This window comes from Caulobacter rhizosphaerae (assembly GCF_010977555.1).
Taxonomy (GTDB): domain Bacteria; phylum Pseudomonadota; class Alphaproteobacteria; order Caulobacterales; family Caulobacteraceae; genus Caulobacter; species Caulobacter rhizosphaerae.
Genome location: NZ_CP048815.1, coordinates 3,326,448 through 3,348,784, shown reverse-complemented (window position 1 = coordinate 3,348,784; position 22,337 = coordinate 3,326,448). Strand labels below are relative to the sequence as shown.

The window sequence follows — 22,337 nt, the reverse complement described above, 5'->3', positions numbered from 1 at the left end:
TCTTGGGTCAGCGCACCGACCTGATCGGGGCGACCAGAAAGGCCGAGCTGAAGACGAACAGGATCGCGGCGACGAAGATGGCCGCGTAGTTGTTGTCGAACAGGTGCAGGAGCACGGCCGCCATGACCGGGCTGATGATCTGCGGGATGTTCACCGCCGTGGTCAGCACGCCCAGGTCCTTGCCCTCGTCGCCGACCGCGGTCTTGGGCAGCACCTGGGTCATCAGGGCCATGTCGATCGACATGAACATGCCGTAGCCGACGCCGATCGCGCCGGCGTAGATCCACATCCCCGTCATGGTCGGCAGGATCAGCGGCGCCACCATGGCGCAGCCCATGATCAGGCTAGACGCCACGACGAAAGGCTTGCGCCGCTGCAGGCGGTCGGACAGGAAGCCCGAGGCCAGGGACGAGACGATCAGGCAGACCAGGGTCAGGATCGCCAGGTTCGCGATGGCGAGGTTGGAGCGGGCGTCCGACAGGCCGATATAGTCGCGCAGGATGTACAGCAGATAGGCCGCCACCGCCTGGTAGCCCATATAGACCGTGAAGCGTCCGGCGAAGGCCCAGGCGAAGTCCGGATGGTCCCTGGGGCTGATCCAGAAGCTGGCGGCGAAGGCCTTCCAGGAGAAGGGGCGTGCGGGGAAGTCGGCGCTGGAGTCCTCGCGATTGATCAGCACGAAGGCCAGGCACGAGACGGCGATCGCCGCCGCGAACAGCCCATAGGCCAGCACCCGCGCCCCGGCCAGGTAGCCGGCGACCACGGTCCCCGCGGTCAGGCCGGCGGTCATGCCCGCGCCGACGACGCCCGAGACCACGCCGCGCGTGTGCGGCGGGAACCGGTCGGCGATCACCGTCGTCATCGCCGGCTGCATCGAATTGTAGGCGACCGCCGCCATGACCCACAGGACCATCAGCGACCAGAGGCTGGTCATCCACGAGACGCCGAACAGGCAAAGCGACCCGATCAGCGAGGCGATCGCGATCCACGGCGAGCGCCGGCCCCAGCGCGTGCGGGTGCGGTCAGACAAGGCGCCGGCGATCGGGGTGGTCAGGGTTGAGAACACCGAGGTCACGGCGAACATCAGGGCCAGGTTGTTGGCCTTCTCGGCGGGGTTCAGGGCGGCGATCTGGTTGGGCAGCAGCACGCCCAGCACGCCGCTGTAGAGCGCCATCAGCAGGAAGAAGTTGACCATCAGCGACAACTGCAGGCGCAGGCGTCCGGCGCCGGCCGGTGTTGCGACGGGAGCGGCGGTGTCGATCGTCATGAGAGCAGTTCCTGCGGGCGCTCCGGCGCCAGGGCGTAGAAGGCGGTCGCGGTTCCGGACTCGATCCGGCGCCGGTCGGGCGAGGGGAGGGCGGCTGTCGTCGCTTGGAAGATCGCACGCCAGCGGGCGTAGCCGCCGGCCAGGTCGACGACCGGCCAGTCGCCGCCGAACATCAGGCGCTCGGGGCCGAAGCAGGCCAGGGCATGGTCAATGTAGGGGCGCAAGGTCTCGTCCCGACCGCCGGACCAGCGGTCCTGGGTCGTGAGGCCCGAGATCTTCGCCGACAGGTTCGGAAAGCCGGCCAGGACCCGCAGGCTGTCGGCCCAGCCGGCGCCGTCGATGTCGCCGGCGTGGGCGGCGATGTCGGGCTTGCCCAGATGGTCGAGCACCACGCGGGCGTCGGGCTGGCGCTCGAACAGTCTCCCGAGCACCTCGATCAGCAGCGGCAACTGGCGGTCGCGGGCGCAGAGGTCGATCGTCAGGCCGTGGCGGGCGGCGGCGACGAGGCCCTCGACGTGCCGGGGATCGGTGATGAAACTGTCCGGCTCGTTCTGAACCGAGCGCCGCATGCCGCGCACCTTCGGGCGCTGACGCAAGGCGTCGAGATGCGACGCGACCGCCTCGCCCAGCTCAAGCGGCGCGAAGGCGACGATGCCGAGGATCTCCAGGTGGGGATGCGCCAGGCCGGCGATCCAGTCGACCTCGTCCAGCGCCTGGGCGGGCGCGCAGTCGGCCTGGACGAAGACCGCGTGGCGCACGCCGGGTCCCGCCGCCGCCCATTCTTCCGGGCCATGCAAGCCGGCGATGGCGGGAACGTGGCTCAGCCAGCCGTAGTCCAGCCGCTCGGGATCCCACAGGTGCAGATGGGCGTCGATCATGCGCCCGCCTTGCCGCCGCCGCCCGGCAGCAGGTCCCAGCCGAGGTTCTCCACCGGCGCGAGGGCGGACCGGGCGGCGGCCAGGATCTCGGGATCGATCGGGGTGGTCAGGGCGGAGATGTTCCGGCGCAGGATCTCCGTCTGCGACATGCCTACGATGGTCGAGACCACGCCGGCCTCGCTCGCGGTCTGCAGGGCGAACTGCAAGGCGACGAACGACAGGTCCCCGCCCAGCGTCCGGCAACGCCGCGCCGCCTCCATCGCCGCGTCCCGCACCCGATCATGGGCGGGGTGCCAGTCGGGCGGTCCTTGGACCGTGAGCAGGCCCATGCCCAGGGGCGAGGCGTTGAACACGGCCACGCCCCGCTCGGCCAGCCGCCGCGCGACCGGCGCCAGGCGCTGGTCCTGCAGGGTGTAGGTGCAGTAGGCCATCACCGTGTCGATCCCCTCGGTCAGGGCGATCGTTTCCAGCAGGTCCAGGTCGTAGCCGGTGACGCCGATCCGGCCGACCACGCCCTGGGTCCTGAGGTCGCGCAGGGCTGGCAGGGCTCCGTCCAGCAATTGGCGGCGGTCGCCATATTCGATGTCGTGGCATTGCAAAACGTCGATGCGGTCGACGCCCAGCCGCGCGCGGCTTTCGTCCAGGCTGCGCAGAACGGCGTCGCGGGTGAAGTCCCAGGACTTGTCGCCCTGGCGCCCGACCTTGGTCATCAGCACGACGTCGTCTCGCGCGACCCCACGCAGCGCCGCGCCAAGCACAGTCTCGGCCCGCGTCGCGCCGTAGTAGGGGGCCACGTCGATCAGATTGACCCCGGCGTCCAGGGCCGCGGCCACCACAGCGTCCGCCTGGGTTTGGGAGACTTCGTCATAGACGCCGCCCAGCGCGGCGCCGCCCAGGGCCAGGACCGAAACAAGGGGGCCGTCCGCGCCGAGCCTGTTGCTGATCATCCGGTCGGTTCCTCGATCGCGCCCCGCCCCGGCCTATCGTTCGGCGTCGGCGCGGCCGTTGGGCACCAGCCCCAACCCCGCGTGCCTTGGCCGGACGTGGGGTCCTCCTGGCCTGGACCAGGTTCCGTTCAGCCGGTTGGCGGCGATGGCCGCCTCGTCCACCTCGATCCCCAGGCCGGGTCGATCGCCCAGGACCAGACCGCCGTCCATGATCTGCTGGTCGACGTCAAGGCCGAGCGGGAAGCCGAAGTCCTGGATCTCGATGCCTACCATGTTCGGCGCCGCCGCCGCGGCGTGGGCGATGGGATTGGCGTCGTAGCCGACCGGCGAGACCGGCAGGTTGTGCGCGTGCGCCGCCAGCGCGACGCGGTTGAAATGGGTGACGCCCCAGACGCTGCCGGCCTGGACGACGTCGACGGCGCGGGCCTCAAGCAGGGGCGTGAACTGGTCGAGGCCGGTCAGGTTTTCGCCGGTCGCGACGGCGGCCTTCACCGCCCGGCTGACGATGGCGTGGCCTTCAGCGTCCCAGCGGCGCAGCGGCTCCTCGATCCAGGTCAGGTCGATGCGGGCTTCGATCTCGGTGACGTGGCGCACGGCCTGCTTGCGGCTCCAGCATTCGTTGACATCCAGCATCAGGGCAGGGCGTTCGGCGTTGCGGCGAAGGAGGTCGCGCGCCATCGTCAGGCGACGGATGTCGCGCGTGACGTCGCGGCCGCCCTTGATCTTCGCTCCCGTGAAGCCCCGCTCGGCCCACAGGGCGTAGTGCGCCTGGAACGCCTCGTCCTCCAGGCCGTAGCACAGGCCCGAGGCGTAGCCGGGAACGAAGCGGCTGCGCGCGCCCAGCGTGCGCCACAGCGGCTCGTCGGCCATCTTGGCCTTCAGGTCCCACAGCGCCATGTCCACGGCGGCGACGGCCCCATAGGTCGCGCCGGCGTGGCCGCTTTTGAACACATGGGCCAGCATGCGGTCGTACAGGGCGGTGACCGCACGCGGGTCCTCGCCCTCGACGGCGGGGAAGACGCGATCGATGTCGGCGTGCTGTCCCAGGCCCACCCCCGTCAGGCCGCCATCGGTCTCGAGCAGCAGGATCGGCGTTTCCGTGATCCCGGCCTCGACCACGCCGTTCACGTCCCCCACGGGCCGCCCCCAATCGTGGATCGTCGTCAGGCTGCGGTAGCCGGTAATCTTCATGACCAGGTCTCTTCGCGCCAACTGCGGGCGCCGACGCTTTTGGTCACATAATATGTATGATGAATTTAGGCATTGCAACCCTTGACTGAGAACGTGCCGCGAACTCACGAGGGGACACAGGGCGCCTCGAATCTCGTATTGTGATACGATACGGGTTTCCGACAGGACGCCGGGACAGCGAGATAAGCGTGGTCATGACAGCTTCGACGAACGTCCCGGGCCCGAGGGCCGCGCGTCGCCCCCGGCTGGCCGTCGCGGTGGTCGAGGACCTGGTCAACGCGATCGTCACCGAACTCTACCCGCCAGGCTCGGCCCTGCCGCCGGAAAACGTCCTGTGCGACATGTACGAGGTCAGCCGCACGGTGGTGCGCGAGGCGACGACGGCCCTGACGGAGAAGGGCCTGGTGGTGTCTCAGCAGGGGCGGGGCACGATCATCCAGGACCCGTCGTCCTGGAACCTGCTGGACCCGATGATCCTCAGCGCGCTTTTCCGGCGCGAGGACGGGCTGAGTTATCTGGACAACCTGTCTGAAATCCGGGCCTCGCTCGAGGCGAGCATGGCTGGCAAGGCCGCCCGCAACATCACCCCGGAAGCCGCCGCGCAGCTGGGCCGGCAGATCGAGAAGCTCGAGGGGCTGATCGACACGCCGGCGGCCTATGTCCACGAGGACGTGCTGTTCCACGACATCATCATGCGGATGTCCGGCGATCGCCTGAGCAAGGCGATCATCGACAGCATCCAGGGCAAGGCGGTGAAGACCTACAGCTACAGCGGCCGGCTGGACGTCGACCACGTCCGGGCCACCCACGACGCGCACAAGCGCGTCTACGAGGCCATCGTGGCCGGCGATTCCGAGGGCGCGGCGCGGGCGATGCGCGAGCACATCGAGACCTCCTGGCGCAAGCGCCGCCCCGTCGAAACCTGATCGAGGGCGCGGAAATCGGAGCGAGGATCAACCCGCACCTGACGCGAACCTTTTCTCCCTGAAGGCGTCCCAAGGTCGATGATCGGCCCGGCACGGTCCCCGGATTCGACGATTGGAAACTCCCCGTCTCCGGATGCGCCGCCGGAAGAGGACGACGGCGCATATAGTCCCATCACCGCGGAATGCGGGCGATGACCTTGATCTCGAAATCGAAGCCGGCAAGCCAGGTCACGCCGACGGCCGTCCAGTTGGGGTAGGGCGGATCGCCGATCTCTTCGGCGCGAACCGCCAGCACCGTCTCGATCTGCGCCTGCGGATCGGTGTGGAAGGTGGTGACGTCCACCACATCGCGGAGATCGCAGCCCGCGGCGGCCAGGACCGCCCGGAGATTGGCGAACGCCTGGCGGACCTGATCCTCGAAAACGGGTTCCGGCGAGCCGTCCGCGCGGCTTCCGACCTGTCCGGAAACAAAGAGCAGATCCCCGGAGCGGATCGCGGCCGAGTATTGGTGAACCGCGTAGAGGGCGTGACGGTCGGCGGGGAAGATGGCCTCGGGCTTGGTCATGTCTCGTTCCTTTCCTGGGCTGGGCGGAAGAACCGCCGATCCGCGAGATAAGGGTCGAGCGATTGCTCGATAAGACTTTGAAATGCGCATGACCTGATGCAAAAAGACCATCAATGTCGCGTCCCTCGCTCAACGATCTGACGGCCTTCGTGGTGGTCGCCACGCATCGGAGCTTCCGTCGCGCGGCGGATGAGCTGGGGGTGGCGCCGTCCACCTTGAGCCATACGATGCGGGCCCTGGAGGCGCGCATGGGCATGCGTCTGCTCAACCGCACGACCCGCAGCGTTTCGCCGACCGAGGCCGGTTTCCAGTTGCTGGCCCGCCTGCAGCCGGCGCTCGCCTCGCTGGACGAAGCTCTGGAGAGCGTGGCGGCGTTCCGCGGCGGCGTGGCGGGTGTGGTGCGCATCAACGCGCCGCGCGTGGCGGCGGCGCTGATCGTCCGGGACGTCCTTCCGCTCCTGTCGCAACGCCATCCCGACGTGATCGTGGACCTTGTCGTCGAGGGAGCGCTGATCGACATCGTGGCGGGCGGATTCGACGCCGGGGTGCGGCTGGTCGAGTCGATCCCGCGCGACATGATCGCCGTTCCGCTGACGCGTCCGCTACGGTTCCTGTGCGTCGCCTCGCCCGCCTATCTTGACCGCGCCGGCGTACCGACCACGCCCGACGACCTCGGGGCGCATCGCTGCATCGGTCATCGCCTGCCGAGCGGTCGGCTTTACCGCTGGGAGTTCGAACGCGACGGGCAGGTCATGACGATCGACACGGCAGGATCGATCGTCCTCGACGACGAGGACCTGATGGTCGAGGCCGCCGTCAAGGGGCTGGGCGTGGCCTATGTCGCCGAGCCGGCGGCGACCGCGGCGCTGGCGGCGGGACAGGTGCGCGAAGTCCTGGCGTCCTGGCTCCCCGCGACGGAAGCGGTGGCGGTCTATTATCCGGGGCATCGGGCGCCGCCCCTGGCCTTGCGGGCGTTCCTGGAGGTGGTTCGCGAAGTCGGCAAGGGCGGCTGACCACCCCTTGGCGTGCAGGGTGCGGTGGCGAAGCTCAAAACGCTCGGCGCGACGCGCCAGCCTTACGTCAGACGGAACCGAGCCCTCAACGGGCCGAAGGTCGCGGGCGCCGCCGCGAGGCTGGGAGGAGGGGCGGCGGGGTCCGTCGGCTCCATCGAGACCCCGGTGCGGCGGCTATTCGGCGTCGCGAGACGCCGCGTGGCGAGCCAGGGCGTCGTCCAGGTGGCGGCGAAGCGCCTGGGCGTCGATCGGTTTGGTCAGACAGGCCATCGGCCCCGAGGCCATGACCCGAGCGCGCGTGGCGGGATCGGACTGCGCCGTGATGATGATCACGGGCAGCGCGGGATCGAGCAGCCGCAGGCGTTGCTGCAGCTGAAGTCCGCTTTCCCCCACCAGGTTCAGGTCGGTGATCAGGCCCGCGAACCGGCCAGGCGCGTGGTCGGCCCAGAAGCTCTCGCTTCCTTCATAGGTACGGCAATCGAAATCGAAGACTTCCAGCAACTCGGCCAAGGCTTCCCGCATGGCCACGTCGTCGTCGACGACCGCGAAGAGAGGCGCTGTGGACAACCGACTGGTCCTTTCACGGGCGAAGGTCCCCGTGTGATTGAAATATCGACGCTGTAGAGGCCGCTTTCTACCTATACGATCGTCTAGCCGTTCAGGAGATCCGAGGGCGGCTCAGCGATTGGCGCTCGCGGCGCCGCGTCGCGCCGCCCAGGCGGTGATCAGCCAGCCGAGGATGGCGGGCAGGGTGACGGCCATGAAGTCGCGGGCGAGCGCCGAGGCCGAGCAGATGCCGACCGCCACTTCCCAGAAATGGAAAAGGGCATGGCCCGAAAGCCAGATCGTCGATCCCGTCCAGAAGATCAAGCGCAGGTCAGGCCGGGCGACGCCGGTCAGATAGGCCGCGCCGATCAGCAGGAAGATCAGGCCGATGTCGCGGATGAAGTGCTGATTGTACGGGCCCGTCGTGGTCACGCCGGGCACGGCGAAGTACCAGCCTTCGGGCGAAAACAGCATGAACAGGCCATTGGCCACGGCGAGCACGCCAAGCAGGGCGGCTAGGCCGATGCACGTATATTTCATCAGGGCGATCTCCTTGCGCCAGGACCCCGGGACCTGTCGGCCGCGGAGGGGGGGTTGAAAGAGGCGCGCCCCGGCGCGCTGGGAGGCCGGGGCGCGACCGAAGGCGACCTGTCGCCCTTTCGAGGCCGGTCGCCTTCGCGCGTCGAACATTGGGGGGCTTCGACGCGATCCGGGCGGCTGCGGGCCGTCGGGTCAGGCCGCGACGGCGGCCGGCTGGGCCGGGTGGGCCGCGCGGGCGGCGATCTGCAGCCGATTCCAGGCGTTGATCTGGCTGATGATGATGGTCAGGGCCGCGATTTCAGCCTCGCTGAACTGGGCCTTGACCACTTCGTAGTCGGCGTCGGGCGCGTGGGTTTTGGTGATCCGGGTCAGCGACTCGGCCCAGGCCAGGGCGGCGCGTTCGCGATCGGTGAACAGCGAAGACTCGCGCCACGCGTTGAGCATCTGGAGGCGCAGCTCGGTTTCGCCGTGCGAGCGGGCGTCCTGCACATGCATGAAGATGCAGGCGGCGCAGCCGTTGATCTGGGAGGCGCGCAGGCGGACCAGTTCGCCGAGGCCGCGCTCGATGCCGGTCTCGCCCAGGGCGGCTTCGACGGCGAGCATGGCCTTGGTCACGTCGGGCGCGAGCTTGAACGGGGCGAAGCGGGGGGACTGGGTCATCGTCGGTTCCTCTTTGACGGTGAAGACGCCGCAACATGCGCGCCCGAACGGAATGAGCGCCATCATCCGCACAGGGCTCACCGACACGCCCTTGGGACGGGGGCCGCGGGGCGGTCTTGGCGCCGAGGCGTCGTCAAGCTGTTCCAAGGTCCAGGCGTGGTGTGGTGAGGGCGTGCGCCGATACGCCCTCGGCGGAGGTCCACCGCGCCCAGGACGGGCGCCGGGCCGATCCATCGCCTCGCGTGCGTCCGCGCACGCTTGCGTCATGTTTCCCGGACGATCCATTCGAGGAGAAGCGCTATGAAAATCGTCGTCATCGGCGGGACTGGCCTGATCGGTTCCAGCGTCGTCGCCAATTTGGCCCGCCAGGGCCACGAGGCCATCGCCGCCGCGCCGAACACTGGGGTCAACACCTTGACGGGCGAGGGGCTGGACGCGGCGCTCGCGGGCGCCGACATCGTGGTCGACGTCGCCAACTCGCCACAGTTCGAGGCTGGCCCGGCGCTCGATTTCTTCGTCACCTCGGGCCGCAACCTCTTGGCCGCTGGGCGGAAGGCCGGGATCAAGCACCATGTCGCCCTGTCGGTCGTCGGGACCGAGCGCCTGCAGGAGAGCGGTTATTTCCGGGCCAAGATCGTCCAGGAAGCCCTGATCCGGGCCTCGCCGATTCCCTATTCGATCCTGCGCTCGACCCAGTTCTTTCCGTTCGTCCAGGGCATCATCCAGGCGGGGCAGGTCGGCGACGAGGTGCACGTGTCGCCCGCCCTGGTCCAGCCGATCGCCGCGCCCGATGTCGCCGGCGCCTTGACCGACGTCGTGCTGGGCCAACCGGTGAACGGGCTGGTCGAGGTCGCCGGACCCTCGGCCTTCGGCCTGGACAGGTTCGTCGCCCGCTATCTGCAGGCCAAGGGCGATCCCCGCAAGGTCGTCGCCGATCCGGCGGCGCTCTATTTCGGCGTCAAGCTGCAGGAGCGCTCGCTGACGCCGGGCGAGGCCCCCATTCTCGGCCGGACCATGTTCGAGGACTGGTTGAGGGACGTGGTTCCGGCCGCGGCCTGACCAACTTCGTTGCAGCCATGCGAAAGCGGGCGGTCCGGCTGGACCGCCCGCTCTTGCGTTACGGACGCCTGCGTCAGTCCGCGCTCTTATTCGCGCGCTGCAGCCAGAGGTCGAATTCGGTATGGCCGAAGCGCGGATTTCCGTCGGCGATCAGGGTCTCGTCGCCCAGCGGGGTTCCGAAATAGAGCGCCGTCGGTTCGGCCACGACCGGGCGCTCGTCCTGGCGGGCGGTCATAAAGCGCTGGACCAGGTCATCGAGGCGGAACGGGTCGGGACCCGCGACCTCGAGCGTGTCGTTGGCCGGGGCGCGATCGACGATGTCGGCCAGAGCGGCGGCGACGTCCTCGGCGGCGATGAACTGCACGCGAGCCGGGGCCAGGCGGACCACGTCGCCGTCCAGCCCATCGTCCACGACGCGGTCAAGGAACTCGAAGAACTGCGTCGCGCGCAGGATCGAATAGGGTACGCCGCCGTCGCGGACCAGGTTCTCCTGGGCCAGCTTGGCTCTGAAGTAGCCGCTGCCCTGCAGCCGCTCGCAGCCGACGATCGAGAGCGCCAGATAGTGGCGTACGCCCTCCGCGGAAGCCGCCTCCAGGAGATTGCGGCTGGAGGTCTGGAAGAACGCCATGGCCGGCGCATCATCGAACGACGGCGAGTTGAGGACGTCGACCACTACCTCGGCGCCGACCATGACCTCGTCCAGGCCCTGGCGGGTGATCACATCCACGCCCGACGCGCGGGCGGCGATGAGAACCTCATGGCCCTGGCGGCGGAGGATCTCGGCGAGCCGGGCGCCGACACAACCGGTCCCGCCGGCGACGACGATCTTCATGGTGCATATCCTTGCCCGCGCATGGTTCGGGGGGCGATCGGCGGAGCCTGCAGGCTGGCGCTCAGCCAATCATGGAAGCGGGTGGGCGCGATGCGGGCGGTCGCGCCGGGCAGCAGGGAGGCCTCGTCCAGCCGGGCGCCGAAATAGGGAACGGCCGGATCTGGCTGGACCTGGCGGGGATCCTCCAAGGCGGTGAGGACCTCCGCGGCCAGGGCGTCGAGCCGGAAGCGTTCGGGCCCCGCAACCTCGACGGCGCCGTTGATCGGCGAGCCCAGGGCCAGATCGGCCAGGGTCTCGGCCACGTCCTCGGCGGCGATCGGCTGCACGCGGGCGGGCGAGATGACGATGTCGCGGTCCGTGCCGTCCTGCACGACGCCGCTGATGAATTCGAAGAACTGGGTCGAGCGCAGGATCGAGAAGGGCAGGCCGGAAGCCTTGATCAGGTCTTCCTGGATCTTCTTGGCCTGGAAATAGCCGCTGGCCTGCAAGCGGTCTGTGCCGACGATCGACAGCGCGATGTGGTGGCGCACGCCCGCGGCTTTTCCGGCGGCCAGCAGGTTGCGCCCCGAGGCCTCGAAGAAAGCCAGCGCCCCTGGGCCGTCCAGCGTCGGCGACTGGGTGACGTCGACCACGACGGTTGCGCCGTCGAGCGCCCGATCGAGGCCTTCCCGCGTGATCGTGTTCACGCCGAACGAGGGCGAGGCCTCAAGGACGCGATAGTCGTCCTGGCGAAGATTGTAGACCAGCTTTTCGCCAATCCGTCCGCTCCCGCCAACCACCACGATCTTCATCTCAACACCTCCGTCTCCGGCGCCCGACTCTGGCGGCTCGGCCTGAACGGAAAACCTAGGGCGCGAACCTGGATGGGATCGATTGGGTGAAAGGGCGTGCGGGACCTATACCGGCGCATAGGCGCCGCCCGCCGATGGTCAGACCTGCAAGCCTTCGCTGGCGAGCGCCGCGGCGACCGCGGGGCGGGCCTTCATCCGCTCGTAGTAGGCCGCCAGGGGCGCGGGCAGGACGACGCCGTTGGGCTTGGCCCAGGTCATGATCACGAACAGGTACGGGTCGGCGACGGTCAGTTTCGGGCCCAGCAGGTAGGCGTCGCCGAGACTGGCCGCCAGGTAGTCCAGCCGCAGGGTCGCCAGGGCGCGAGCCTGCTCCTTGGCCTCCTCGGTCACATCCGGAATGAAGAAGGTATGGAAGCTCTTGTGGACCTCGGTCGAGATGTAGGCCAGCGACTCCAGCAGTCGGAACCAGCCCAACGGGCCGTCGGGACGAAGGGTTGGCGACTGCTCGGCGACCCAGGACAGGATGGCGATGTTCTCGGTGATCATCTCGCCGCCGTCGAGCACCAGCGCCGGCACGTAGCCCTTGGGATTGATGGCCGCGTAGTCCGCCCCGGTCTCGGTGGTCCGCGTATGCAGCTCGACGCGTTCGAAGTCGCAGGGAATGCCGGCCTCGGCCAGGGCGATCTTGTCGGCGAGGCTGCAGGCGCCGATGGCGTAGTAGAGTTTCATGCGGGATCTCCGGGCGATGGGTGTGCTGGAGACGCTACGCGCCGAGCCGATCCGGAGCGATTTGGCCAAAGGCCCAGGGCGCCCCATACCCGCGTACAGGCGTCGCCATCGTCGATGCTCGGCCTAGACGGGCAATTCGTCTCGAAGGGGCGCGGGCAGGGACTGCCAGGCGCGCACCAGATGGGTGACGAAGGGGGTGCGCATCTTCTTCATCAGGCTGCTACGGTGCAGCTTGACCGTCACTTCCGTGATGCCGAGTTCATAGGCGATCTGCTTGTTCAGCGCGCCTTGGACCACCGAGCGCATGACCTGGCGTTCGCGTGGCGTCAGGCTCTGGTAGAGCGTGGCGTTCTCCCGCGCCGTCTGGGCGTCGCCGCGCTTGGCCTGGTCGGCGGCGATGGCGCGGTTGACGGCGTCCAGCAGGGTCTGGTCGCGGGCGGGCTTGGTCAGGAACTCGATGGCCCCGGCCTTCATCGCCTGGACCGTCATCGGTATGTCGCCGTGACCGGTCAGGAAGATGATCGACGTCGGGATGCCCTGGGCGGCCAGCTGGCTCTGGAAGTCCAGCCCGCTCAGGCCCGGCATGCGCACGTCCAGGATCATGCAGCCGGGTCGATGCAGCACATCCGCCTCGAGCAGCTCGCGGGTGGAACCAAAAGCCGCGGAGTCGATGCCGACCGACTCCAGCAGCTCGCAGATCGAAAGCCGCACCGCTTCGTCGTCATCGACCACGATGACCAGCGGTTTGGCCTCGGCCTGAACCTTGGCGGACAGTCCGGCGAAACCGCGCTCGTCCCGCGCGAGGGGTAGGGGTTCAGTCATCGAAAGCCTCCTGAGCGCGGTCGCGCCGAGGCTGGCGACGCACTTGCGAGGGCAGTCTTCGGCGGGAAGGTTTGTCATGACCCGGCCCTGGTTCGTCCGCGTTATGAGCCCCGCGCCGTGGGGCGGCCAGACCCGAACAGGGCATGGCGCGGCCCCCCAAATCAGCCGGCCGCGACCTCCGGGTCGTCGTCTTCCCCGGTCCATGCGGCCGGCTGCCCGTCGATCTGGAAGTCGACGTGGGCGGGATGGAAGGCGATGCGGCCGGCGATGGCGGCGAAGGCCGAACGCGGGGTCTCGTAGGACCAGGCCAGGTCGTCGACGATATGCTGGTCCCGATAGATCATGAAATGGCGGGCGTCGCCCTTGTCGGGGTTGCGCGTGACCTTGTCGGTCTGGCGCAGGAAGACCATGAACACATCGTGACGCGGGAAGTAGTAGGCCGGCGCATGGCCCGCCTCTTCCACGACGACCACGTCCTGGCTGTCGGCAATGTCGTGGCCTTCGAACAGCGCGCGGGCGCGGACGCCGCCGCGGATGCGTGGGGTTTGGTCCGTTTCGGAAGTGATCATGGGGTCCACCTGTGGGGTCTGACGATCAAGCGCGAGCCGAAGCTTCATTCGCCTGATCGCCTCGTTTCGGGTTGAGCCGGACAGGTTGGGCGCTCGCCTACCGCTTCGTTGGTCGCGAGATGAAATCGGAAAAAATCTCGCGTTCGCCATCCCTGCCGCGTCCGATTGACACGGCTCGACAGGAGTGTCGCCGCAGGGTCGGGGGGCCGAAACTATGCGGTGGGCGAACCGCGGGCGGCGTCCGCGGCCCCGAAATTCCCGGCCGCCACCCAAGAAGGCGCTATGGCCCCCAGACCAAAGGATAGGTAGCCAGGGCGATGGTCGGGCCTGCGGAAACGAGGGGGCGAGGTAAACCCCCGGCCGTCTTCATTGACGCGGAAGAGGGGGGAGCGGACCGGCCCGAACGTGTGAGGGTCGGGGCGATCGACCGCGGTAATGTCGGGATCATGACGAAGTCCCGACGCCGCTGCCTTGCCGCCACGACCGGAGCGCGCCGGTCATGACCGTGCTGTTTCGCACCTTGGGGCGAGGGGATTGCGGTGACCTGGCCGATCTCGCGATGGAGGCCGTCGTCGTCACCGACCCTGCGGGCGTCGTCCGCTACTGGAACCCGGCGGCCGAGAGTCTTTACGGCTGGCCGGCCATGGCGATGGTGGGTCTGGACCTGCGCGAACTGGCTTCCGACGCCCAGCTCCATGACGAGGAATGGGCGCTGTTGCTGCGCGAGGGCGCCTGGGAGGGCGACATCCGCCGCAGCGGGGCGGCCGGTCCCGCCGTTGCCGCCCACGTGCGTCGCACCCTGAGGCGCAACGCCGACGGCTCGTTGAGGGACGTGGTCGAGTACGGACAGGCGGCGCGTTCGCGTCCGCATCTGAGCGGCCTGGACGGACCGACAGAGCTGCGGCGGACGATCGCGGCCTGCTGGGAACTGGACGTGGTCGGGACCCGCGCCGCTCGCGCCGCCGGGGCCGACGGCGGCGCGCTGCTCGGCGACTGTCGGATCATCGACGCCAACGTGCGCGCAGTTCGACTGTTCGGGGGTTCGGCCGAGCGCGACCGGACGATCGGGCGCCCCTTGGGCGACTTCTGGCCGGCCGAGAGCCGGGAGGCCATAGCGGGGCTGCTGGCCGCCGCCCTCGAGCGGCCAGTCGGCTCGCCCCTTGTCCAGGTGCTGGGACTGTACGGCGTGCTGGCCGGGGCGACCGCGACCGCCTGGCGGTCGGCCGAGCCGGGCCGCGCCGAGGCGGTGTTCCTGATGGTCAACGGCGCAGTCAGCGACGACCGCACGGCCTGGGAGCTTCAGGCCAGCGAGGACCGCTACCGCAAGCTGATCCATTTCGCACCCACGCCGCTGCTCTATGTCGACTCCCGCCGCTCCGGCGACGAGTTTCAGAAGCTGCGGGCCCAGGGGGTCACCGACATCGCCAACTTTCTGGACGACCACCCTGAATTGGTCGAACTGGCCAAGGACGTCGTCGTGGTGACCGAGGTCAACCAGGCCGCCGTCCGACTGTTCGGGGCGCGCAACGCCGCGGAGCTCATCCAGTCGGTGCGCTATCTGTTCTCGGCCACGCCGAAAATGGCCAACCGGGTGATGGAGGCCCACTTCGAGGGCCGCCGCAACTATGTAGAACAGGCCAAGATGGCCACGTTCGACGGACGGGTTCTGGATGTGGTGTTCTCGGTGACCTATCCCGCGCCGCCCGAGTACATGGACACCACGTTCATCACCATCGAGGACGTCACTGAACGGCTGTGGACCGAGGGCGAGCTCCGTCGCCTGCAGGCCAACTTCGCCCACGCGGCGCGCCTGTCGACCCTGGGGGAACTGGCGGCCTCGATCGCGCACGAGGTCAATCAGCCGCTCTCGGCGATCGCCACCAACGCCGACACGAGCCTGCGCTGGCTAGCCCAGAACCCGCCCAATCTCGAAAAGGTTCGCATGCTGACCGAACGGATCGCCGCCAGCGCCGGCCGCGCCAGCGAGATCATCGAGCGGGTGCGCGGAATGGCCATGAAGCGCCAGCCGCGGCATGCGCGGCTGGATTTGCGCGCGACCATCGAGGAAGCCGTGATGATCGTGCGCCACGAGATCGAAGCCAAGGCCATCACCATAAGCCTGGCCCTGGATCGGGATCTCCCGGCCATTCACGGCGACCGGATCCAGTTGCAGCAGGTGGTGGTCAACCTGCTGATCAACAGTCTCCAGGCCATCGACCACCACGGTCTCGACCGCCGCGAGATCCGGCTGGCTGCGGCGCCGGTTCCGGGCGGCGTGACGATTTCGATCCACGACACCGGACCGGGCATCGCCGCCGAGCACCTGGCCAGCGTCTTCGATGGGTTCTTCACCACCAAGGACGGCGGCATCGGCATCGGCCTGGCCATCTGCCAGTCGATCATCACCGAGCATGGCGGGGCGATCTCGGCGGCCAATCACGACGCCGGCGGGGCGATCTTCACGATCGCGCTGCCGCTTGATCCCCCGGCCGCCTGAACCCGAGCGGCTGCTCCGCGGCGCTGGCGACCGGCCAGCCGTGCACGCGCCGCCAGGCGCGGGGCGGAGCGCCGTAGCGGCGATGGAACAGGCGGGTCAGGTGAGACTGGTCGCTGAGACCGCAGGCCAGGGCGATCTCGCTGATCGATTGGTTGGTGTCGATCAGCAGTCGCCGGGCCCGTTCCAACCGCACGCCCATGACATAGCGCGAGAAGGGCTCGCCGAAGGTCTTCTTGAACGCTCGCGAGAAATGGCTGCGGCTAACGCGCGCCAGGCCCGCGACGTCTTCGAGGCGCAGGGGCGTTTCGATATTGGTCTCGATATGCGCCCTTAGCCGCTTGACCAGCCAGGGCGCGAAGCCGCCGGTGTGGGCCGTAAGCGCCTGTTCGCCGCCGACCATCCACAGCGCGGCGGCGATCTTGGCGCGGGCGCTGATCTGCTCCGGCGCGAGATCGCCCAGGGCGTCGGCCAGCAGTCCGGCCAGGCTGGACGAGCGCCCGTTGACGGTCTCGGTGGAGTCGGTCCCTGGCGGCATGGCGGCCTTCCGTCGTTGTGTTCCGGCTCAACGACCCTCGGACGGTGAGCGATGGAGAGGACGTTACGGAGGGCGGCGCGGGCGATCGATCTGGCGGAAGGACGGAGCGACCCCATACCTGCGGCTAGGATCCGGTCGAGCGCCGCCTAAGGTCGGAGAAGAGCCGCGCCCTTGGAGCCTGGGCGGGCGGAAGCGTGAAGGACGGCGGGGCGATGGAGGGCGGCATGATCCTGCTCCGAACTTGGCTCGAACCCCGGGGGACCTAGACCTTGGGAGGGGGCGGCCAAGCCCTTCCGCGGGATGGGCGGCCCCGACGGAGATGGCGCATCGTGTGGTCGACGGGACGCCTCCCCGGAACCCACGGAGATATCGATGCGCACTCTGCTCAAGATCATGGGCCTGACCGCGGCGCTGGCGACGGCGAGCGTCGCCCAGTCGGCCGAGCCTGCCGCCAAGCCGACCATCGTTCTGGTACACGGCGCCTTCGCAGACGCTTCGGGCTGGAACGGCGTGGTCGCGAAGCTCAGCCAGGACGGCTATCCGGTGGTCGCCGCCGCCAATCCACTAAGGGCTTTGAAATCCGACGCAGAGTCCCTTTCAGCGCTGATCAGGTCCATCGGCGGATCGGTGGTTCTGGTGGGCCACTCCTACGGCGGCGAGGTGATTACCGAGGCCGCGAAGGGTCAGGGCAATGTCGTCGCCTTGGTCTATGTCGCGGGTTTCCTGCCGGACGCTGGTGAATCGGCGCTCTCGCTGTCGGGAAAGTTCCCGGGCAGCACGCTGGCCCACGCGCTGGCCCCGGTCGTGCTGCAGGACGGCGACGAGGATTTTTACATCCAACCCGCCAAGTTCCACGCGCAATTCGCCGCGGACGCGCCGGCCGCGACGGCGGCTCTCATGGCCGCGACCCAGCGCCCGGTGACGGGACGGGCGTTGTCCGACATGGCGACGGCGCCGACCTGGAAGCAGTTGCCGTCGTACGTGATCTATGGAACCGCCGACCGCAACATTCCGGCGGAGGCCGAGCGGTTCATGGCCGACCGCGCCAAGGCCCGTAAGACTGTCGCCGTCGAGGGCGGCTCGCACGCCCTGATGGTGTCGCATCCCGGCGAGATCGTCGCCCTGATCGAGGAAGCCGCTTCGGCGCGCTGAAGCGTGACCGCAGCCGAGAGAGAGAGAGCTATCCCGCAGGGCGGGCCAACACGCCCGACCGCGAAGCTATGGCCTATGACATGGTGGTCGTCGGGGCCGGCCCCTCCGGCCCCGCCGCCGCCATCCGCTTCAAGCCGCTGCCAAGGCGGCGACGGACCGAACTATCCGAACCTGTAGAGAGGCCCCATGCGTGACGGCGCGACCCGGATACTTCTGCAGACCACCATTCCGCCGACCGACGACGACTGGTCGATCGCGCGCTTTGGCTTGCTGCATCAACTGCTGGCCGGCGCGGTCGACGCCGAGGGAAGGCCTCTCTACACCGTGGAGGCGCGCGACCGTGGTCCGCTCGGCGCGCCCGATCCGGTGCTGTCGCGCCTGGACGAGAGCGACTTCGACCAACTCTGGCTGCTGGCCGTCGATGTCGGCGACGGGCTGACCGAGCAGGACTGCGAAGGAGTCTCCCGCTTCCGCCAGGCCGGCGGCGGCATGCTGGTCACCCGCGACCACATGGACCTGGGCTCGTCGGTCTGCACCCTGGGCGGCGTCGGCGCGGCGCATCATTTCCACAGCCGCAATCCTGAGGCCGATCCGGGCCGGCACGTCCGCGACGACGAGGAGACCCAGGCCATTTCCTGGCCGAATTATCGGTCGGGAGCCAATGGCGACTATCAGCTGATCCGGCCGATCGAGCCCGTTCATCCGGTGCTGATCGATCCCGCCTCGCCGACCGGCGTCCTGCGCTACTTGCCCGCCCACCCGCACGAGGGCGCCGTGGCCGCTCCTGGCGGCGCCCGCGCGATCATGACGGGGCGCAGCCAGGCCACAGGCCGCGACTTCAACCTCGCCGTCGCCTTCGAGCGTGACGGACACGGCGGGCCGGCGATTGCCGAAAGCACCTTCCACCACTTCGCCGACTACAACTGGGACCTCTCGCGCGGATGTCCGACCTTCGTCTCCGAGGTTCCTGGCCACGGAATGGCGCGCGAGCCCGGGGCTCTGGCCGACACTCACCGCTACGTCCTGAACATCGCGGCCTGGCTGGGCAGACGCCCCTAGCCACATCGGGCGGCGCGATCGCCGCCCGATGTGGCCTTCTCAGAGCTCGATGATCCCGCGGCGCGCTGCGACCGTGACGGCGTGGGTGCGGTCGGACACGCCGAGCTTGGTGAAGACGCCCTTCAGATAGCCCTTCACCGTCTCCTCGGAGATGCCCAGATCGCGGGCGATTTCCTTGTTGGCCTTGCCGACGGCGACAAGCTGCAGAACCGTCACTTCGCGCTCGCTGAGGCCGTCTTCGAGGATGTGCATGGCGATCTCGTCGGCGATGTTGCGATGCAGATAGCGGCGGCCCTGACTGACGCTGTGGATCGCGTCGAGCATCTCGGTGCGCAGGCTGCTTTTCAGCAGGTAGCCCATGGCGCCGGCCTTCAGCGCGCGGACAGCCTGCACGTCGCCGTCATAGGTGGTCAGCACGACGATGCAGGCGGTGGGATGTTCCGCGCGGATCGCCTTGATCGCCTCGACCCCGCCCATGCCCGGCATCTGCAGGTCCATCAGGGTCACGTCAGGCCGCAGGTCGCGGAACTGGACGATGGCCTCGACGCCGTCACGCGCCTCGCCGACCAGCAGCATATCGTCGCGATCCTCCAGAATCGCGGCGACGCCCTCGCGAAGGATCGGGTGATCATCGACCACGAGGATGCGGATGGGACGCGAACTGGACTCAGGCAACGGGGGCTCTCCCAAAACGACGAAGGAAGTTGGACAGGCGCGACCGCGCGGGAGCCTTGTCGGCATAGGCCAGTCGCGCGGGTAGTTTCAGGGTGATCTCGGCGCCGGCGCCCGGCCGGCTCTCGATCGACAGGGCGCCGCCGATCCGCTGGGCGCGCTCGCGCATGCCCACGAGGCCGAAGTGGCCGGGCTTGTGGCCCTTGACCACGACCTCTTGCGGGATGCCCACGCCGTCGTCGCGGATCCGGACGCTCAGCTGATGGTCGGTGAAGCCGATCGAGACCTCGACCGACTGGGCCTTGGCGTGGCGTGCGATGTTGAACAGCGCCTCGCCCGCGACGCGGCCGATCTCGGCGGCGACCAGCGGATGCACGGTGCGCGCGACGCCCTCGGTGATGATGTGGATGGGGATGGGCGGATCGAACCCCGCCGCGGCCCCCCGTTCTTCCAGGATCGCGGGGAGGTCGCCGGGACTTTCGGCCATCCTCAGGTCGCGCACCCGGTTGCGGCCATCGACGATGACGTCGTCCGCACGCTTGAGCGCAGATTCCAGCAGGTCTCGGGACTGGTCGCCCGGCGGCATCTTGTTGGCCACCGACTGGAACCGCAGCACCAGGCCCTGGACGCTTTGCAGCAGCGTGTCGTGCAGTTCTCGCGCGATCCGCTCGCGCTCGCTGAGCCGCGCCTCGTGGCCGACATGGATACGCTGCTCCAGCTGGGCCAGGCGGAGCCGGTAGAACAGCCAGAGCAGCGCCAGGGTCAAGCCGATGCACAGGGCCAAAAACCAGCGCGACTGCAGGAAGGTCGGCGGGATGTCGAACGCGACCGCCGCGCCGGTCCGGTTCCAGACGCCCTCGTTGCTGGCCGCGATCACGTGGAAGCGGTACTTGCCGGGCTTGAGATTGGTGTAGAACGCCTGCCGTCGCGCGCCTGGATCGACCCAGTCGCGATCGAAGCCTTCGAGCTTATAGCGGACGCTGACCTGACGGGGATCGGCGAAGCTGAGCACCGCGTAGTCGATCTCAAGGCTGGACGTCGCCTTCTTGAGCCTGAGGTCTGCGGGGTCCCGATAGAGGTGGTCGCCCGCGGCCAGCGACCGGATCGAGACATCGGGCGGAAGATGCGTGCGAACGATGTGTCGAGGATCCATCCACAGGGTTCCGGTCTCGGTCGCGACCCAGATCCGCCCGTCGCCGCCTTGGACCAGCGCGCGCTGGGTGTGCGAGTGGGGGCGGCTGGTCAGGCCGTCGCCAAAGCCCAGCGAGAGGTCGGGGGGAGAAAAGGCGTGGCGGGCGAAGGCGCGCTCAAGGTCCTGGGCGCCGAGCCGAACCAGGGCCCTGGGATAGGCTAGCCAGGTGTCGCCCTGCGGCGTCTGGACCACCCCGCTGATCCGACCGCGCAGCGCGCCGGCCCGTATCGTGTCGACCCGTCCATCGCGAAACCGCGACAGTCCGAAGTCGCCCGCGGCCAGGACATCGCCGTTCGCGGCAGGATAGAGGGTCACGGCGGTGGCGTCGCGGCCGAGGTCCAGGCCCTGGAACGTGCGGGTGGGATAGTCCACCCAGGCCAGGCGGCGCAGCGCCCATTGCAGCACCAGCCGTCCGTCGGCGTCCCGAACCATGGTCATCGGGTGAAACCGCTCGCCGTCGGCTTGAGCGAACATCGCTTCCCAGCGCCCTTGGTGATGGCGCAGCAGTCCGCCCGCGGCGGCGGAAATCCAGAAGTCGCCGCGCCTGTCGAACGCGCAGTCATAGATGATGCTGTCGGTGTCGGGGCGGTTGAATGTCCGGAGCGTTCGACCGTCCTTCCACACCACGACGCGCGTGGCGAAGGCGATCCAGACCGCGCCGTCCGGCGCCTCGCAGAGGCTCTGCGGTTCGCGGACGCCACGCAGTATGGGCTTCGGGGCGCCGTCCGGCGCGATCCGGTAGATCGTGTCGGCCTCCCCGACATACACGCTGCCGTCGGACGCCGAGAGCAGCTTGTCGCCGAAGGCGGCAGGATGGTTCAGCAAAGGCTCGGACCGGAGCGTCGCCGGACGCAGCTTGTCCAAGCCCTTTTCCGAGCCGATCCAGATGTTGCCCTCGCGGTCCTCGAAGACTTGATTGGTCAGGTCCGAGGACAGGCCATCGCGATCGCCAAGGGTTTCGATCAAGCGGCTCGAGCGTCCGAAGGCGCCCGCCGCCGCGACCCGTTGCACGCCGCCGTAGCGTGTCGCGATCCAGAGGTTTCCTGCGCGATCGAACCGAGGCGCGCCACGGATCTGGGCGTCGTCGGTGCGATAGGGCGGGCCGGCAGGGGGCGGGCCATGCCCACCCGGGCCGGTGAGGGGATAGCTGCCGGTTCGCGCCGACAGCCAGACGCGCCCAAGGGGGTCCTGCGACAGCATTCCATTGGCGCGCGGCGTCCTGCGCACGACTTCGAACCGCTCTGCGCCGGGCGGCAGGCGCGCGACCGAATTGCTGAGCGACACCCAGACCGCGCCGTCAGCCGCCACCAGCAAGCTGAGAGCGTCGTCGCGCGGCAGGCCTTGGGCGGCGTTGAAGGCGCGCCACCGATGGCCGCGAAGTCGCAGCAGTTCGGCGTCGAACCGGGCGGTGAGGGCCCAGATCGCGCCGTCCTTCCCCTCGGCCATCGCCACGACCCGATTGGGCGCGGCGGGCAGGGCCGAGGCGCGCAAGGCGCCGTCGCGATAGACGGCGAAGCGGTGTGTCTCGCCGAGGCTGGTCCAGATGTCCCCGTTGCGCGCCGCCAGCACGGCGCTCGGCGGATCCTGCCGCCCCTGGCCGGGCTCGATGTCGATCGGCTCGAAGTTGATCCCGTCGAATCGGAAAAGACCTACGCCCGTCGCGAGCCAGAGATAGCCGTCGCGGCCCTGGTCCATGGCGAGCACGGGGGCGGGAGCCTCGCCCTCTTCGGTCCATCGCTGATGGGTGTAGTGGGCCAGGCGACGCACCGGCTCGGCGGCGGACGCCGCGGAGGTGTGCAACAGCATCGTCGCAATGAGGACGGCCTTGATCAATCGCACGACAGGTTCCGCGGCTCTCCGGGCTCCAGCGCCCAAGGCTGCCGACACTTGCTGCT

At 68.8% G+C, this 22,337-nt stretch carries 22 protein-coding genes; 6 read left to right on the top strand and 16 right to left on the bottom strand.

The features are described from left to right. Window positions 1-7: 7 nt before the first annotated feature. The 4 genes from G3M57_RS15310 to G3M57_RS15295 are packed head-to-tail and all read right to left on the bottom strand — an operon-like array spanning window position 8 to window position 4,283. Window positions 8-1,267 (bottom strand): MFS transporter, encoded by a 1,260-nt coding sequence (locus G3M57_RS15310; RefSeq protein WP_163231525.1) that lies wholly within the window; start codon window positions 1,265-1,267, stop codon window positions 8-10. Then, a complete protein-coding gene (locus G3M57_RS15305; RefSeq protein ID WP_163231523.1) occupies window positions 1,264-2,145 on the bottom strand; it encodes an amidohydrolase family protein in 882 nt (293 codons plus the stop codon). The genes G3M57_RS15310 and G3M57_RS15305 overlap by 4 nt, the downstream gene beginning before the upstream one ends. Then, entirely contained in the window at window positions 2,142-3,092 is a 951-nt protein-coding gene (locus G3M57_RS15300; protein WP_163231521.1) for an aldo/keto reductase, read from the bottom strand. The genes G3M57_RS15305 and G3M57_RS15300 overlap by 4 nt, the downstream gene beginning before the upstream one ends. A 33-nt stretch (window positions 3,093-3,125) precedes the next feature. Further along, window positions 3,126-4,283 (bottom strand): mandelate racemase/muconate lactonizing enzyme family protein, encoded by a 1,158-nt coding sequence (locus G3M57_RS15295; protein ID WP_163231519.1) that lies wholly within the window; start codon window positions 4,281-4,283, stop codon window positions 3,126-3,128. A 194-nt stretch (window positions 4,284-4,477) separates the two neighbouring features. Between G3M57_RS15295 and G3M57_RS15290 the strand changes: the two genes are divergently transcribed. Then, complete coding sequence (locus tag G3M57_RS15290) at window positions 4,478-5,209, top strand: FadR/GntR family transcriptional regulator (protein WP_056755458.1); 732 nt, start codon at window positions 4,478-4,480, stop codon at window positions 5,207-5,209. Window positions 5,210-5,381: 172 nt separating this feature from the next. Here the strand turns inward: G3M57_RS15290 and G3M57_RS15285 are convergent, their stop codons facing one another. Beyond that, window positions 5,382-5,774 (bottom strand): RidA family protein, encoded by a 393-nt coding sequence (locus G3M57_RS15285; RefSeq protein ID WP_056755461.1) that lies wholly within the window; start codon window positions 5,772-5,774, stop codon window positions 5,382-5,384. 113 nt (window positions 5,775-5,887) lie between these two features. Here G3M57_RS15285 and G3M57_RS15280 point away from each other — a divergent pair, with 113 nt between their 5' ends. Continuing rightward, window positions 5,888-6,787, top strand: coding sequence for a LysR family transcriptional regulator (locus tag G3M57_RS15280; protein ID WP_056755463.1), 900 nt, complete (start codon window positions 5,888-5,890; stop codon window positions 6,785-6,787). A 174-nt stretch (window positions 6,788-6,961) separates the two neighbouring features. Here the strand turns inward: G3M57_RS15280 and G3M57_RS15275 are convergent, their stop codons facing one another. The 3 genes from G3M57_RS15275 to G3M57_RS15265 form a co-directional block, all read right to left on the bottom strand. Then, window positions 6,962-7,354, bottom strand: a complete 393-nt coding sequence (locus G3M57_RS15275) for a response regulator transcription factor (protein ID WP_163231517.1) — start codon at window positions 7,352-7,354, stop codon at window positions 6,962-6,964. Between the two features lie 111 nt (window positions 7,355-7,465). Next, on the bottom strand, window positions 7,466-7,873 hold the full coding sequence (locus G3M57_RS15270; RefSeq protein WP_056755469.1) for a hypothetical protein: 408 nt from the start codon (window positions 7,871-7,873) through the stop codon (window positions 7,466-7,468). A gap of 192 nt (window positions 7,874-8,065) precedes the next feature. Then, window positions 8,066-8,533 (bottom strand): carboxymuconolactone decarboxylase family protein, encoded by a 468-nt coding sequence (locus G3M57_RS15265; RefSeq protein ID WP_163231515.1) that lies wholly within the window; start codon window positions 8,531-8,533, stop codon window positions 8,066-8,068. A gap of 300 nt (window positions 8,534-8,833) precedes the next feature. On the opposite strand from G3M57_RS15265, the gene G3M57_RS15260 reads away from it, so the two are divergent. Then, window positions 8,834-9,592 (top strand): SDR family oxidoreductase, encoded by a 759-nt coding sequence (locus tag G3M57_RS15260; protein WP_163231513.1) that lies wholly within the window; start codon window positions 8,834-8,836, stop codon window positions 9,590-9,592. Between the two features lie 73 nt (window positions 9,593-9,665). Here G3M57_RS15260 and G3M57_RS15255 read toward each other — a convergent pair whose 3' ends face one another. The 5 genes from G3M57_RS15255 to G3M57_RS15235 form a co-directional block, all read right to left on the bottom strand. Continuing rightward, entirely contained in the window at window positions 9,666-10,424 is a 759-nt protein-coding gene (locus tag G3M57_RS15255; RefSeq protein ID WP_163231511.1) for an SDR family oxidoreductase, read from the bottom strand. Continuing rightward, window positions 10,421-11,215: an SDR family oxidoreductase gene (locus G3M57_RS15250; protein WP_163231509.1), complete on the bottom strand. Its 795-nt coding sequence runs from the start codon at window positions 11,213-11,215 to the stop codon at window positions 10,421-10,423. The genes G3M57_RS15255 and G3M57_RS15250 overlap by 4 nt, the downstream gene beginning before the upstream one ends. A 138-nt stretch (window positions 11,216-11,353) precedes the next feature. Next, complete coding sequence (locus G3M57_RS15245) at window positions 11,354-11,944, bottom strand: glutathione S-transferase N-terminal domain-containing protein (protein WP_163231507.1); 591 nt, start codon at window positions 11,942-11,944, stop codon at window positions 11,354-11,356. 123 nt (window positions 11,945-12,067) lie between these two features. Continuing rightward, window positions 12,068-12,766, bottom strand: a complete 699-nt coding sequence (locus tag G3M57_RS15240; protein ID WP_056755483.1) for a response regulator transcription factor — start codon at window positions 12,764-12,766, stop codon at window positions 12,068-12,070. Window positions 12,767-12,927: 161 nt separating this feature from the next. After that, window positions 12,928-13,335, bottom strand: coding sequence for a DUF427 domain-containing protein (locus G3M57_RS15235; protein ID WP_056755486.1), 408 nt, complete (start codon window positions 13,333-13,335; stop codon window positions 12,928-12,930). Between the two features lie 499 nt (window positions 13,336-13,834). On the opposite strand from G3M57_RS15235, the gene G3M57_RS15230 reads away from it, so the two are divergent. Continuing rightward, on the top strand, window positions 13,835-15,832 hold the full coding sequence (locus G3M57_RS15230; protein ID WP_163231505.1) for an ATP-binding protein: 1,998 nt from the start codon (window positions 13,835-13,837) through the stop codon (window positions 15,830-15,832). Here G3M57_RS15230 and G3M57_RS15225 read toward each other — a convergent pair. Continuing rightward, window positions 15,795-16,367 carry a helix-turn-helix domain-containing protein gene (locus G3M57_RS15225; RefSeq protein WP_163231502.1) on the bottom strand — a complete coding sequence of 191 codons (573 nt, stop codon included), beginning with the start codon at window positions 16,365-16,367 and terminating at the stop codon, window positions 15,795-15,797. The genes G3M57_RS15230 and G3M57_RS15225 overlap by 38 nt on opposite strands. Before the next feature lie 372 nt (window positions 16,368-16,739). On the opposite strand from G3M57_RS15225, the gene G3M57_RS15220 reads away from it, so the two are divergent. Beyond that, window positions 16,740-17,519, top strand: a complete 780-nt coding sequence (locus G3M57_RS15220) for an alpha/beta fold hydrolase (RefSeq protein WP_163231500.1) — start codon at window positions 16,740-16,742, stop codon at window positions 17,517-17,519. Window positions 17,520-17,705: 186 nt separating this feature from the next. Beyond that, complete coding sequence (locus G3M57_RS15215; RefSeq protein ID WP_163231498.1) at window positions 17,706-18,578, top strand: hypothetical protein; 873 nt, start codon at window positions 17,706-17,708, stop codon at window positions 18,576-18,578. Window positions 18,579-18,617: 39 nt separating this feature from the next. Here the strand turns inward: G3M57_RS15215 and G3M57_RS15210 are convergent, their stop codons facing one another. Further along, window positions 18,618-19,253, bottom strand: a complete 636-nt coding sequence (locus tag G3M57_RS15210; protein ID WP_056755500.1) for a response regulator — start codon at window positions 19,251-19,253, stop codon at window positions 18,618-18,620. Beyond that, entirely contained in the window at window positions 19,246-22,281 is a 3,036-nt protein-coding gene (locus tag G3M57_RS15205) for a sensor histidine kinase (protein WP_163231494.1), read from the bottom strand. Before G3M57_RS15205 ends, G3M57_RS15210 begins: the two co-directional genes overlap by 8 nt. Window positions 22,282-22,337: the final 56 nt, after the last annotated feature.